The sequence below is a fragment of the Exiguobacterium sp. s131 genome (genome assembly GCF_018617345.1).
In the GTDB taxonomy this organism is placed as follows: domain Bacteria; phylum Bacillota; class Bacilli; order Exiguobacteriales; family Exiguobacteriaceae; genus Exiguobacterium; species Exiguobacterium profundum.
The window spans coordinates 1490485-1504351 of record NZ_JACSJX010000001.1; the positions used below are offsets into that span (position 1 = coordinate 1490485).

11 protein-coding genes are annotated in these 13867 nt (G+C 47.1%); 1 reads left to right on the forward strand and 10 read right to left on the reverse strand.

The window, feature by feature from the left end; translation table 11 throughout:
• The first annotated feature begins 85 nt into the window (after positions 1 to 85).
• Positions 86 to 334 carry a ferredoxin gene (locus KNO69_RS07750; protein WP_015881446.1) on the forward strand — a complete coding sequence of 83 codons (249 nt, stop codon included), beginning with the start codon at positions 86 to 88 and terminating at the stop codon, positions 332 to 334.
• A gap of 161 nt (positions 335 to 495) precedes the next feature.
• Here KNO69_RS07750 and KNO69_RS07755 read toward each other — a convergent pair whose 3' ends face one another.
• The 10 genes from KNO69_RS07755 to KNO69_RS07800 form a co-directional block, all read right to left on the reverse strand.
• On the reverse strand, positions 496 to 1455 hold the full coding sequence (locus tag KNO69_RS07755) for an ABC transporter permease (RefSeq protein WP_015881445.1): 960 nt from the start codon (positions 1453 to 1455) through the stop codon (positions 496 to 498).
• Complete coding sequence (locus tag KNO69_RS07760) at positions 1452 to 2516, reverse strand: ABC transporter permease (RefSeq protein WP_214817234.1); 1065 nt, start codon at positions 2514 to 2516, stop codon at positions 1452 to 1454. The genes KNO69_RS07755 and KNO69_RS07760 overlap by 4 nt, the downstream gene beginning before the upstream one ends.
• The gene (locus tag KNO69_RS07765) at positions 2513 to 4039 is read right to left on the reverse strand and encodes an ABC transporter ATP-binding protein (protein WP_214691044.1); all 1527 of its coding nucleotides are present in this window, start codon (positions 4037 to 4039) and stop codon (positions 2513 to 2515) included. Before KNO69_RS07765 ends, KNO69_RS07760 begins: the two co-directional genes overlap by 4 nt.
• A gap of 63 nt (positions 4040 to 4102) precedes the next feature.
• Positions 4103 to 5188 carry a BMP family lipoprotein gene (locus KNO69_RS07770; RefSeq protein ID WP_214817868.1) on the reverse strand — a complete coding sequence of 362 codons (1086 nt, stop codon included), beginning with the start codon at positions 5186 to 5188 and terminating at the stop codon, positions 4103 to 4105.
• A gap of 130 nt (positions 5189 to 5318) precedes the next feature.
• On the reverse strand, positions 5319 to 6038 hold the full coding sequence (locus tag KNO69_RS07775) for a GntR family transcriptional regulator (protein WP_078146731.1): 720 nt from the start codon (positions 6036 to 6038) through the stop codon (positions 5319 to 5321).
• Between the two features lie 402 nt (positions 6039 to 6440).
• Complete coding sequence (locus KNO69_RS07780; protein ID WP_214817237.1) at positions 6441 to 8633, reverse strand: FtsK/SpoIIIE family DNA translocase; 2193 nt, start codon at positions 8631 to 8633, stop codon at positions 6441 to 6443.
• 61 nt (positions 8634 to 8694) lie between these two features.
• Positions 8695 to 10362 carry a ribonuclease J gene (locus KNO69_RS07785; protein ID WP_015881439.1) on the reverse strand — a complete coding sequence of 556 codons (1668 nt, stop codon included), beginning with the start codon at positions 10360 to 10362 and terminating at the stop codon, positions 8695 to 8697.
• 95 nt (positions 10363 to 10457) lie between these two features.
• Positions 10458 to 11111 carry a M15 family metallopeptidase gene (locus KNO69_RS07790; RefSeq protein ID WP_015881438.1) on the reverse strand — a complete coding sequence of 218 codons (654 nt, stop codon included), beginning with the start codon at positions 11109 to 11111 and terminating at the stop codon, positions 10458 to 10460.
• Positions 11108 to 12361 (reverse strand): lipid II:glycine glycyltransferase FemX, encoded by a 1254-nt coding sequence (locus tag KNO69_RS07795; protein WP_015881437.1) that lies wholly within the window; start codon positions 12359 to 12361, stop codon positions 11108 to 11110. The genes KNO69_RS07790 and KNO69_RS07795 overlap by 4 nt, the downstream gene beginning before the upstream one ends.
• Positions 12362 to 12364: 3 nt before the next feature.
• Positions 12365 to 13858 (reverse strand): UDP-N-acetylmuramoyl-L-alanyl-D-glutamate--2,6-diaminopimelate ligase, encoded by a 1494-nt coding sequence (locus KNO69_RS07800; protein WP_251124887.1) that lies wholly within the window; start codon positions 13856 to 13858, stop codon positions 12365 to 12367.
• Positions 13859 to 13867: the final 9 nt, after the last annotated feature.

Here is a 13867-nt window from a genome sequence, read left to right on the forward strand (position 1 = left end):
GAAATAATTGGGTATGTAGACTACAATTACTCATAGTCAGTAGAATGATTTCTAAGAGAAACGAACCGTTTGGAGGGTTATTATCATGGCAAAATTTACAATCGTCGATAAAGATACATGTATCGCATGCGGAGCTTGCGGCGCGGCAGCACCAGATATTTACGATTATGATGATGAAGGTCTTGCGTTCAACTTAATGGATGACAACACAGGTACTGTTGAAATCCCAGATGAGTTATACGAAGACATGATGGATGCATTCGAGGGTTGTCCGACAGACTCGATCAAAGTAGCGGACGAGTCGTTCGACGGAGACGCTTTAAAATTCGAATAATCGTGAAAGACATATCGGTCCTCTGACCGATATGTCTTTTTTTATGTTTCTCGCATGTAACCTAGTCTAATCATGACATCTCTAGGCAAGTATATCAAAAAAGGTTGTTTGGCTTAAGCACCAAACAACCTGGATGAAATGGACATATGTCCTATCTCGAATTAACGTTTCCCTTTAATATATGGGATACCGACCGACTTCGGCGCATCCGCACGACCAACGAGTCCAGCGAGAGCAAGAATCGTGAGCGCGTATGGCGCAATCAAGAGCAAGAGCTGCGGCACGTTGTTGATGACCGGTAAGTTGCTTCCGATAATCGAAAGGGCTTGAGCGAATCCAAAGAATAATCCGGCACCAAGCGCACCGAGCGGATTCCATTTACCGAAAATCATTGCGGCAATCGCCAAGAACCCTTGACCAACGATTGTCGTTCCACTGAAGTTCGTAGTGACCGTTACAGCATAGACCGCTCCGGCAAGACCACCAAACGCACCAGATAGCATGACGCCCATGAAGCGCATTTTCGTGACGTTGATTCCCATCGTATCAGCGGCCATCGGATGTTCACCGACCGAACGAAGACGAAGTCCAAACGGTGTCTTGAAGATGACGAACCAGACGACGAACGCCAAGGCGATTGCAACGAACGACGTGTACTGAACATTAATAAAGAACATCTTTAACACGGGAATATCTGATAAGAAGGGTACATTCTCTTTTGCGATCCGGTACTCGATAAAGTCCGTCTGTCCTTTGTTGTAAAGAACACGCACGACGAAGATGGCGAGACCGATGGCGAGCATGTTGATGGCCACCCCGAGAACCGTCTGGTCCGCACGCCAAAGGATGGCAGGAACAGCCAAGAAGAGGGAGAACAATGCACCGACTACCATGGCAACAAGTAAGGCAATCCATGGACTAGAGGCTCCAACACCTAAATCAGTCAAGGTGAGCGTCGTGATGATTCCTGTCGCGGCACCGATGACCATGATTCCTTCAAGGGCGATGTTGACGACACCAGAACGTTCACTAAAGATTCCACCAAGTGCTGCGATAATGAGTGGAGTCGCATAGGCAAGCGCAACCGGAACGACGATATAAAGGACTTCTAAGAAGTTCATTTTTTCTCCACTCCTTTCTTACGATTTCCTTTAAGTTTTTCAATGGCATAGTTAATCGCATATCCAGACGCTACAAAGATCACGATGGCTGCGATGATAACTTTGACGAGCTCTGACGGTACGTTCGCACCAAGTTGCATCGCCAATCCGCCGATATTCAACCCTGCGAAGAGAATCGCTGCTAGAATGACCCCAATCGCGGTGTTCGCACCGAGTAGGGCGACGGCAATCCCATCAAATCCGACACCAGTGAACGATGCCGAGAGGGTCATACTGCCGAACGTTCCAAGACCTTCCATCGCTCCAGCGAGACCAGCGAACATACCGGAGATGACGAACGATAGGACGATGTTACGGTTGACGCTCATCCCTGCATACTGTGACGCATGTTTGTTAAACCCGACGGCACGTAACTCATAACCGAGTGTCGTACGTTGAAGGATGTAGTAGTACACGATTGCTGCAAGCACAGCGACAAGCACACCCCAGTGAAGACGTGAATACGTCGTCAATTCTTGGAGCCATGGCGAAGCAAGTGACGCTGAATCGTTGATTGACTCCGTACGCTCATTCGTTACGCCGATGACGTTACGTAAAATCGCGTTTGTCGTGTATAAGGCAATATAGTTCATCATGATAGACGTAATGACTTCATGAACATAAAACTTCGCTTTCAAGAACCCAGGAACGAACGCCCAAATTGCTGCTGCAACCATTGCCGCTAGAAGTGCGAGCGGTAAATGGATAAACATCGGCAAGTCGAAGTTAATTCCTACATAGACGGCTGCGACCCACCCAATTAACACTTGTCCTTCTACCCCGATGTTGAATAGCCCTGTACGGAAGGCGAACGCAACCGCAAGACCTGAGAAAATAAGTGGGGCTGCAGCACGCAATGTTTCACCGACGGCATACGGACTACCGAACATGCCCTCAAATAACGAGATAAACCCTTGAACCGGGTCGTATCCACCAATCAACATGACGATAGCACCGACGAGTAGTCCTAAAATGATGGATAGGAATGGAATGAGAAGTTGGTTTAAACTTAATTTTTTCATTCTGTTTCGTCCCCTCTCTTACCGCCGGCCATCAAGAAGCCTAGCTCTTGCTCCGTCGTCTCTTTCGGATCACGAATCCCTACAATTTTTCCTTCGTAGAGAACAGCGATACGGTCGGATACGTGTAAAATCTCATCAAGTTCAAACGAGATGAGTAAGACGGCGCGTCCTTTTTCACGTTCTTTAATAAGCTGCTCGTGAATAAATTCAATCGCACCTACGTCAAGACCACGAGTCGGTTGAGCGGCGATGAGTAAATCTGGTGAGCGATCGACTTCACGTGCAATGATTGCTTTCTGTTGGTTCCCTCCCGAGAGAGCACGCGCTGGAACATCAATTGATGGAGTTCGGACGTCAAACTTCTCAATCAACGCCTTCGCCTTCTCAGCCACAGCTTTATAGTTCATGAGACCTCGTTTCGAGAACGGTTCTTTATAGTACGTTTGAAGTACCATGTTGTCACGAATCGAGTAGTCAAGAACAAGTCCGTGTTTATGACGATCTTGCGGGATGTGTCCGATCCCTGCCTCGGTCATCTTACGCGGCGTGTGTCCGGTGACATCTTTTCCGTTGAGCAACACTTTACCAGACTCCGGCTTTTTCAAACCTGAAATGGCTTCAATCAACTCCGTCTGACCATTCCCGTCAATCCCGGCAATTCCAAGTACTTCTCCAGCACGAATCTGTAAATCCAATCCTTCAACGACTTTCAAACCGCGACCATCTTTGACGACGAGGTTTTGAACGTCCAGAACGACTTGTTGTGGATCGGCTTTCGAATATTCTGCATCAAAGTTTACTTCGCGACCAACCATCATTTCAGCTAAACTGTCTTCATTTACCGTCTCGTCGACCTCTACCGTTCCAATGTAGCGTCCACGACGAATGACAGTACAGCGGTCCGCAACTTGCATGATTTCCTTCAGCTTGTGCGTAATCAAGATGATCGACTTACCTTCAGCAATCAGACGTTTCATAATTTGGATAAGTTCTTGAATCTCTTGTGGTGTCAACACTGCCGTCGGTTCATCAAAAATCAGAATATCTGCTCCACGATAGAGCGTCTTCAAGATTTCAACACGTTGTTGCATGCCGACTGAAATATCTTCAATCTTCGCATCCGGATCAATTCTAAGTCCGTATTGCTCCGAAATCTCCATGACCTTCTTCCGAGCAGTGGCGCGATCGATTGTGATGCCACTCTTTGGCTCAAGACCAAGAATGATATTTTCAGTGACCGTGAATTTTTCAACCAACATAAAGTGTTGATGGACCATTCCGATCCCAAGTTCGTTGGCGATGTTCGGATTTTCAATATTCACTTTCTTTCCGTGTACGCGAATCTCTCCGCCTTCAGGCTGATAGAGACCAAACAACACGTTCATGAGCGTCGATTTCCCGGCCCCGTTTTCTCCTAAAAGTGCATGGATTTCTCCTTTACGCAATTGGAGCGTGATATTGTCGTTCGCAACGAACGTACCGAACTCTTTTCGAATATTTAGCATTTCAATTACATATTCCAAGGAAGTTCACCCCTAACTTTAAGTAAAGGGAGACCACATGGGTCCCCCCTCAACTCAAACAAATTATTTTACGTTTTTCATGAACTCTTCGAACTCAGCGTCAGTTGCTGGTGCAACAACATCACCATCGATGATTTGTTGACGATACTCATCAACTTTAGTGAGCACGTCTGCAGCAACGTTTTCTTCAGAAGTTGGTGCGATTCCTACACCTTCATCTTTAAGTGAGAATTCAACCACTTCACCAGCTGGGAACTTACCGTCCATTGCCATTTTCGACACTTCGAGTGTCGCTGTATCTACACGTTTAACCATTGACGTAAGAGTAACGTTCTCTGGAAGACCTTCTTCGTACTGGTCACGGTCAACCCCGATGACCCAAACTTCTTCACCGTTTTTCTTACGGTTTTTCGCTTCAGTGAATACACCTACACCTGTACCACCAGCTGCATGATAGATGATATCAGATCCTGATCCATACATACCTGACGCAATTGCAGTTCCTTTTTCAGCTGAGTTGAAGTCTTCAGCATATTTTACGTCGATTGTCGCATCAGGGTTTACAGCCATGACACCAGCTTTAAATCCATTTTCAAACTTCTTGATCAAGTCTGATTCTACTCCACCGATGAAACCAACTTTATCAGTCGTCGTTGTAAGACCAGCTACTACACCTACGAGGAATGAACCTTCTTGTTCCTTAAACGTGATTGAAGCAACGTTCGGTTCATCTACAACCGAGTCAACGATTGCAAAGTTGTTATCAGGGAATTGTTTTGCAACTTTTCCAATATCCTCTGCCATCAAGAAACCGATTCCGTAGATCAAATCAAATTGATCACGTGCCAATTGTTGCAAGTTAGGCTGATAGTCTGCTTGTTTTGCTGATTGAAGATATTTGTATCCTTCGTTTTCAGTTAAGCTATTTTCTTCACCAAACTTTTTCAAACCTTCCCAAGCTGATTGGTTGAATGACTTGTCATCAACACCACCAGTATCCGTGACCATTGCAACTTTGAAGTCGCTACCTTCTCCGCCTTCACCGTTTGAAGATGAGCCTTCGTTGTCATCTCCACCGCATGCTGCGAGTACTGTAGAGAGTGTGAGTCCTGCTGCTAAAGCTGAGAGAATCGTTTTCTTTTTGTTCATCATCGTCGTGTTTCCCCTTTCGGTTCATAACAATTTTTGTTGTCATGTTATCAGTAGTCTTTACACCGGTATAAGAAAGCGCTTTCACGCTATTCCCCAAAAATAACTCTTCCGTCCAGAAACTGCTCGTTTAAACTCGTTTACGTACGACATGGAAGTCGAATCGATCAGCACGGAAAAAGTTGGCCGAATCGAGTAATGGTAAATCACTCTCATCATAATGCAATTGTTTTAAAGCGAGTAACGGTTGGTCCGTCTGAAGTTGTGACGAGATTTCAGCGCTGACACTCGGTTCGATGTGCGTGATCGCATAAGCGACTCGACGTCCTACCTCTTTTTCGAGAGAATCAAACAAAGATTTCCCTTCAGTCAATGCCTCAGGATTCGAGACGAGATGGGCCGGCACTTTATCGACACAATACACAACCGGTGTATCGTCCGCATATCGAATTCGTACAATTCGATAAATCGGTGAGTTCGGCTCAATCTTGAGACGCTCGGCTTCTCTCTCTGTTGCCAACACTTTCTCGGCCACCAATACTTTCGTTCCCGGTGTCATCTTCGCTCGTGTGATCATGTCAGTGACACTGAACAATTCCTCAATTCCTGACGTGAATGGCGGTTTAGAACTGATAAATGTTCCTACCCCATGCTTTCGCACGACAAATTTCTCATCTTCGAGAATCCGGAGCGCTTCGCGAAGTGTCGCTCGACTGACTCCAAGTTGCTTCGAAAGTTCAAATTCTGAAGGTAACTTCTCCCCTTCACGATAGACACCAGCGTCGATATCTTGCTTAATTTTCTCAATCACTCGAAGATAGAGCAATCGATGATCGAGCTTAATCGACATTGGCCTCACCACCTTTAATTTACTTACCAGTGCTCAGACATCTGACGTATGAATGTCCTTGCCAATATTAAGTATAGGGATTCGAGAATTAGAACGCAATAGTTTTTGTTCGGAATCAGGGAAATATTTTTTCGGAACATGCCGAACCGTACCTTTGAGTCCAATTTACTCATTTTCATCCCCATTGAAAAACTTTTGTAAAATGTAAACGTTATTAAAAAATGTAAGCGTTTCAGTAGTTTTTAAAAGTATGTACCAATTAAGTATATAGGACATATGTGCTATATTACATTTATATTATAGCGAACATCTAAGGATAGAGCGAATATTTCTATATCGTATAAATGGCATAAAAAAACGAACGATTATATATACTGATATATTATCGTTCGTTTTTTATTATTATTCTGTTTGTTCTTGAATGAGTACTTTCCTCGGTTTCGAACCTTCTGATGGACCGACATACCCCGCTTCCTCAAGTGAGTCAATCAAACGGGCGGCACGATTATACCCGATTCGGAATCTGCGTTGAATCATCGAAGTTGATGCCGTTTCTTGTGTCATGACGAATTGCACGACTTCTCCGAACAATGAATCATCCGAATCAATCGTCGTCACTTCCTCTTCTTTTGGCATCATCGCTTCCACATATTGCGCACGTTGTTGCGCGATAACATGATTGACGACCGTCTCGACTTCTTGATCGGAGACGAATGCACCTTGTACACGGACCGGCTTGTTCATTCCGTTTGCAAGCATCAACATGTCACCGCGTCCAAGCAACTTTTCCGCCCCCCCACCATCAAGGATGGTCCTTGAATCGGTTTGAGAAGAGACGGCAAAGGCGATGCGGGACGGAATGTTCGCCTTGATGACTCCTGTGATGACGTCGACAGATGGGCGCTGTGTCGCGAGGACCATATGAATACCCGCAGCCCGTGCCATTTGTGCAAGTCGCATGATGGCATCTTCGACATCATTTGATGCCACCATCATCAAGTCCGCCAATTCATCGACGATTACAACGATGAACGGTAAACGTTTCGCATCCTCGTCATCCGACTGATCGACGAGTTCATTGTACCCTTCGATATTGCGAACTCCATATCGACTAAACAGTTCATACCGCCGTTCCATTTCTGCGACGACCTGCTTCAGTGCCTGGGCGGCTTTTTTCGGATCCGTGACGACCGGTGTCAACAGGTGTGGCACTCCGTTATAGACGTTCAACTCGACCATCTTCGGATCAATCATCATGAGTCGGACCTCATCCGGACGAGAACGCATCAAGAGTGACACGATCATGCCGTTGATACAGACAGATTTACCTGACCCTGTCGAACCTGCAACAAGCAAATGCGGCATTTTATTGAGAGAAATCCCAACCGTCTCGCCACTGATACTCCGACCGAGTGCGACGAGCAACTTCGAGCCATCTTGTTTCACCGGCTCCGCTTCCAGTACTTCACGTAAGCATACCGGTGCGACCTCCTGGTTCGGCACTTCAATACCAATAGCGGCTTTACCCGGAATCGGAGCTTCAATCCGAATATCTTTTGCAGCGAGCGCCAATGCCAAATCATCACTTAATGAGGTGATGCGACTGACTTTCACACCGATATCCGGTTGTAGTTCATATTTTGTGACGGTTGGACCAAGGTGAATCTTTAACACTTTGACACCGACCCCGAATGACTTAAGCGTCTTTACAAGTTTGGATGCATTTTCTTTCAATCGTGCATTCTCACCAGACAAATCCGTAATGACGGGCTCTTTCAAATTCGAGAATGGCGGAAGCTCGTATGTATCCGAGACATCTTGGGCCGCAGTCATCATCATCTCCTCGGTCGTGATTGTGGAATCGACTTCCGAAGAATCCGTTCGAAGTTGATCTTCCGTCTCTCTTTTTTCTGCTACGACTTTCTCACTAAACCCGACGATTGGAATGTCTTGCATCGTGACCACATCTGACTCTACTTCCGGGTCCGATTGCGCTTCCGTTAATTTTGAACGAGGTGAGGTCTTGCGCGTTCGTTTCGCCTCTTGCTGCTTCTCCACTTTCGGTCTGGCTCGCCATTCGTTTCTGACTGCTGTGACGGATTCCTGCATGCGATGAAAGAGTGTCCCCCAAATAGTCGGGGCATAAAACGAGACACCGACGAGGAAGCAGACGATCCCTAAAAAGACAATCCCGAAGTCTGAGAATAAATATTGGTTCAAGTTATAGAAAGTGGCATTGATGCCGCCCCTTGCCTCTCCCCAAAGTAAGTCCCCGAATAGTAAGAATGAGGCGAGCATTGCGAATAATCCCGCTCGTCGCATCGGTTTCATCGGAGTGAGAACAATCCATAACCACACAGCCATCATCAAGTAAGTGAGCGCACCCCATCCTCCAAAAAGATAGACGGATAAATCAGATAACTGTTTACCGATCCACCCTAAATCAAAAAAGGCAAATACGAATGCGACGATGGCGAGGACAAAGAAGCCCCACCCATATGTACGTGGCGCAATCGGTTGTTTTTTACGGTTCCTCGTATTTCGCGTCGCTGGGCGCTTTCGCTTTACGGGAGTCTTTCTTGTTTTTTGAGCCACATCAGTTCCTCCTAAAAAAAGAAGGCAAAAGTCAGATGACTTTTGCCTCACTCTCATTCCATTAAATCTCCATGATGATCGGCAAGATCATCGGACGACGTTTCGTCTGCTCGAATAAGAAGACGCTCAGTCGCTCGCGGATATTTGATTTCAATTCGGTCCAATCACTGCCAGCCTGCAGACTCTTTTCAATCTGTTTCGTGACAATACGGTTTGCCTCTGAAATCATCTCCTCCGATTCACGCATATATACGAAACCACGTGAGATGAGTTCAGGTCCTGAAATCAATTTCTTCTGTTTCCGATTCAACGTGACCACGCAAAGGACAACCCCATCCTGTGACAACAAACGACGGTCCCGTAAGACGATGTTTCCAACGTCCCCGACGCCGATTCCGTCAATCAAGACGTTACCTGCAGGGACTTTTCGGCTCATGCGGGCTTTTCGACCCGTGAACTCAACGACGTCACCTTTTTCAACGATGAAGATGTTGTTCGGTTTGACACCCACTTGTTCTGCGAGTTTCGAGTGTGCCATCTGCATCCGGTATTCCCCGTGAATCGGTAAGAAGTACTTCGGTTTAACGAGGTTGAGCATCAGCTTCAATTCTTCTGCCGATCCGTGTCCAGATACGTGGACTTTTCGCTGATTATAAATGACGTTCGCACCCGAACGGAACAACAAATCAATCGTTTTAGAAACGGACTTCTCATTCCCTGGAATCGGTGTCGCCGCGATGACGACCGTGTCATTCAATCGAATGTTGACTTGCTTGTGGGCATTACGAGCCATACGAGTCAATGCCGCCATCGGCTCTCCTTGCGAACCTGTCGTTAAAATGACGACTTTATTATCCGGTAGACGGTTTACTTGCGACAACTCAACGAGAGTCTTCGCCTTGAAGCGCAAGTAGTTTAATTTTTGCGCAACTTCGACGATGTTGACCATACTACGACCGACGACCGCGACTTTACGATCATTCGCTTCCGCTGCTGCAAATACTTGTTGCAAGCGATGGACGTTCGAGGCGAATGATGCCACGATAACCCGACCTTCCGCTTGATAAATGACATCGTTCAATTCAGCTCCGACGATTGACTCTGAACCGGTTTGCCCCGGTCGCTCGGCGTTCGTCGAGTCGGAAAGAAGTGCAAGTACACCACGTTGTCCGATTGCCGCTAACTTATTGAAGTCGGATTGTTTACCATCGACAGGCGTGTAATCAAACTTGAAATCTCCGGTATGGACGATCGCACCTTGAGACGTTTGAATACAGACGCCGACACAGTCGGGAATCGAGTGATTGACGCGGAAAAACGTGATGAAATGATCAGCGATAGTCAATTTCGTTTTGGCATCAATCATGCGAAGGTCGACTTCTTTCAACAAACCGGCCTCTTTTAATTTCAATTCAATCAACCCGAGGGTCAATTTCGTCCCGTATACTGGGACGTGCTTCAAGTCGCGTAAGACGTAGCTGAGTCCACCGATATGGTCTTCGTGACCATGGGTGATGAAAATCGCCCGTACACGATCTTTATTTTCTTTTAAGTATGTGATGTCTGGGATGACGATATCAATCCCGAGCATCTCATCGCCTGGAAACATTAGACCGGCATCGATGACGAAGATGTCGTCGTCTAGTTCCACGACGTACATGTTCTTCCCGATTTCGCCTACGCCTCCAAGCGCAAAGACGCTAATATTCTCTGTCTTCTTTTTTGACACTAACAAAAACCTCCTAAATGATTCATATTCTGTTTCGTCCCCTTATCGCTACTGAATATTGTAGCGGAAAACGGCTTCATTGCCAACATTTCCGTCTAATCTAATAGAGGTTTTAGTGCATCAGCAAGCGGTGCCGTCTCTTTTTCGTCAGGTCGTTTCCCTGCAACAAGTTGACGAATCGACAAGCCGAAGTCCATTTGGAGGTGAGGATAGTCCGGGAATGAGTTCCAGTCTCCGCCCCATTCAAAGCCGAGCGCCTTTCCTAACTCCCCTAGTTCTTGCCAGTCAGGAATGTCATTCCGATTACGATCCGTATTAAGGTCATAGTCGGTCTTGTTGTTATGGATGATAACGAAATCGACAGCAAGACCGTAGTTATGATAGCTCTGACCCGCCTTCGCATTGGTCACTACTTGCCCGGGTTCAGACCGCCCTTGCGCATAAAGCGCATTCTGTTCCTTGGCAGAACGGTATCCTGAAGTGAGGCGCACTTCGAGGTCTAGACAAGAATGGGCTAATCGAATGAACGATTCTCCTCGATTGGCGACTAACGGATGCAACCGGTCAAAATCAATCTTCGTCCTTGCCAAGATCGCATCCTCTTTCTCCACGTCCCGCACACACATATCCGCTTCGAACGTCGGCTCGTCTACCCAAGGCACCGGTTCCGGTTGCATATAAAAGTAAGCGAGCGTAATGCCAATCAGAAAGGCGACCATCGCAAGAGATAACACGCCTGTCCATCTCATCTTCTTAACCGTTTACGCAGTCCTTTTAAGAGTGGCAACCCTTTTTCGAGTGCCATATACAAAGGACGATTCAAAACGAGGTCAAATTCCCCGACCTTTTCAATCATGTCGCTTCCCCATCCCGATTTGAATGCGTAAAGACCAGCATATTCATCATCCGGGTCCGTACTTCCTGATACCCCGCCGAAGTCGTATCGCTCGGCGCCACTCGCTTTGGCCGCCTGCATCATCGTCCATTGCATCAAGTGGTTCGGCATAAATTCACGGAATTCATTTGACGAGGCTCCGTATAAGTAATAAGAGCGCCGTCCTGCGAGTGTCAACAGACCACCTGATAAGACGAGCCCGTTCGGATAGGTCTGATCAAGTTCGACCAGCTCAGGGAGGGCTTGCTCCGCTTTTTGAATTTGTGCCTCCGTCTGTTCCTTGCGGTTCAAAAGGCTGTTACGTTTCTTTTCAATCGTTTCTTTCTCAAGGCCCCGTTCAATCTTCGCCAACTCTTTCTTCGCTTTTTCTAGCGTCGCCTGTTGCTGTTCGAGTGCGATTTTCGGTTCGAGCGTTGTCAAGAAGAGACGGGCATCGTTCGGTTGCAGACAATCGTATAGGTTCTCAAAATAATCGAGCCCTCGCGTAGCGAATCCGTCACGTTCCCCTGTCACTTTCATCAAATCGGCGAACGTTTTGAGTCCGTCACGACCGACCTCTTTGCAGACGATTCCTTTTTTCTCCGCGAGACGGACGTTATAGCGGAATTTATGATGGAATTTCGCAAAAATATCTTTTTCGCTCGGGCGCAAATCCGTTTCCATTGTAAAACGAGGTTGGGCGTAGTCAAATCCACCGCCATATCCCTTATGTTTAAACCCGATGGCAGCCATTTCGGTCAATAGTCCTGGCAATTCATCGCGGTCGATGTTTGGATCGATTTTTACGACGATGGCCTTATGTGCCGTCGCGACACGTGTCGCTTCTTTCACGAGCGCCTGTAGCGATGCCAAGTCGTCGTAGTCCACGACAAACCCGCGTGGGGCATAGCACAGTGTGTATGGTAATTTCGGGACACGTTTGAATAAAAGTAAAGCGACACCGGACGTCACGCCGTCTCGCGCGACCGCGACACGTTCTGAAGTCCAACCATTTTGGCGCTTCACATCTCCCCAACTCGATAGTTGCAACAAATCCCCACGGTCGTGTGTTTTGACGAAGTCGTCATGCTCTTTTTCTGTCAACGTAATTGGTTGTACTGCCATAAATCATGCTTCCTCCGTATTCAAAATGGTCGCTCGAACAATCGCCTCTTCATCGAGCGGCAATTTTTCATTTCCGATAATTTGATACTTCTCGTGCCCTTTTCCTGCTAGCACGATGATGTTGTCCGGTTTCGCTAAACGGGCCGCATAACGGACCGCTTCTTCTCGATCCCCGATTTCAACAAAGTTGTCATGGGTCATCCCGGCCGCAATCCCTTTTGTAATGGACTCATACGCTTCGAATCGTGGATCATCTGTCGTGATGATGACGGTACCGGCATAGGACGAAGCCATCTCGCCCATTGCCGGACGTTTTGTGACGTCACGGTTTCCACCTGTCCCAATCAAAAAGATAATCTTTTCTTTTGGTACGCCGACGAGCGACTTCAGACACTGTTCGATGCCATCCGGTGTATGAGCATAGTCCGCATATACGTTGTAACCTGGGACGTCTAAACGTTGCATCCGTCCCTTGGCCGGATGAATCATCTCAAGTGCTTTTGCAATTCGCTCAAGCGAGTAACCGGCAGCGAGAAGACAACCCGTCGCCAACAATAGATTGTACACGTTGAAACGACCGATGAACTGGACCGTTACCGGAAGTTTTGCGCCTTGGTAATTCAATGTAAAGCTGGTCTGAGACAACGTCTGTTCAATGTCCGTTGCCATCAAGTCTGCTTGCGCATCAATTCCATATGTTATTACTTTCGCACCGGTCATCGTCTCATAAAGAGGCGTTTGTGCATCGTCTGCGTTCAAGACGGCTACTTTTCCACGTGAGGCCATTTGACCGAGATGAGCGAACAATAACCCTTTTGCACGTGCATAGTTTTCAAACGTTCCATGAAAATCTAGGTGATCGTGTGTCAAGTTCGTGAAGCCCACGATGTCAAAATCAGTTCCGATGACACGTCCGAGCTCAAGACCGTGTGAGGACACTTCCATCATCACGTCCGTCACGCCCTCATCACGCATTTGTGCCAACAACTGTTGAAGTTCTGAACTTTGAGGCGTCGTATTTTTACTTGGAATGATTTTATCGTTGATGCGTACTTCAACGGTCCCAATCAAACCGGTCGAATGACCGAGGACATCGAGGACGTCTCGTAAAATCGTCGTCGTCGTCGTTTTCCCATTCGTTCCCGTGATCCCGAACAGTCGCATCTGTTCAGATGGATACGCATAAAAGGCCGAAGCCAACAACCCGATTGAACGCGAGCTGTCACGCACAATCAAGTTTGGCACTGACAGGTCGAGCGGTCGTTCGCTAACGACTGCCACCGCGCCTCGCGCTACCGCTTGTGCCGCATATTCATGCCCATCGACCGTATAGCCTTTGATGGCGACAAACAGCGTTCCCGGCACAACTTCTCGCGAGTCCGTCGTCACATGCGTCACGACGATGCCTTCTAGATTTGGTTGATTAATTAGTTGTATCGTCTTCACTAAATCCGTTAAGTTCAAGTCTTTCCCTTCTTTCACCTGTATCCTATCCAAACTAAAGAA

What these genes read in the sequence shown, in the direction of transcription:
- KNO69_RS07790 (WP_015881438.1), bottom strand. Translation starts at nt 11,111, where the DNA reads ATGAGATGGACAGGCGTGTTATCTCTTGCGATGGTCGCCTTTCTGATT.
- KNO69_RS07750 (WP_015881446.1), top strand. Translation starts at nt 86, where the DNA reads ATGGCAAAATTTACAATCGTCGATAAAGATACATGTATCGCATGCGGA.
- KNO69_RS07770 (WP_214817868.1), bottom strand. Translation starts at nt 5,188, where the DNA reads ATGAACAAAAAGAAAACGATTCTCTCAGCTTTAGCAGCAGGACTCACA.
- KNO69_RS07760 (WP_214817234.1), bottom strand. Translation starts at nt 2,516, where the DNA reads ATGAAAAAATTAAGTTTAAACCAACTTCTCATTCCATTCCTATCCATC.
- KNO69_RS07775 (WP_078146731.1), bottom strand. Translation starts at nt 6,038, where the DNA reads ATGTCGATTAAGCTCGATCATCGATTGCTCTATCTTCGAGTGATTGAG.
- KNO69_RS07755 (WP_015881445.1), bottom strand. Translation starts at nt 1,455, where the DNA reads ATGAACTTCTTAGAAGTCCTTTATATCGTCGTTCCGGTTGCGCTTGCC.
- KNO69_RS07795 (WP_015881437.1), bottom strand. Translation starts at nt 12,361, where the DNA reads ATGGCAGTACAACCAATTACGTTGACAGAAAAAGAGCATGACGACTTC.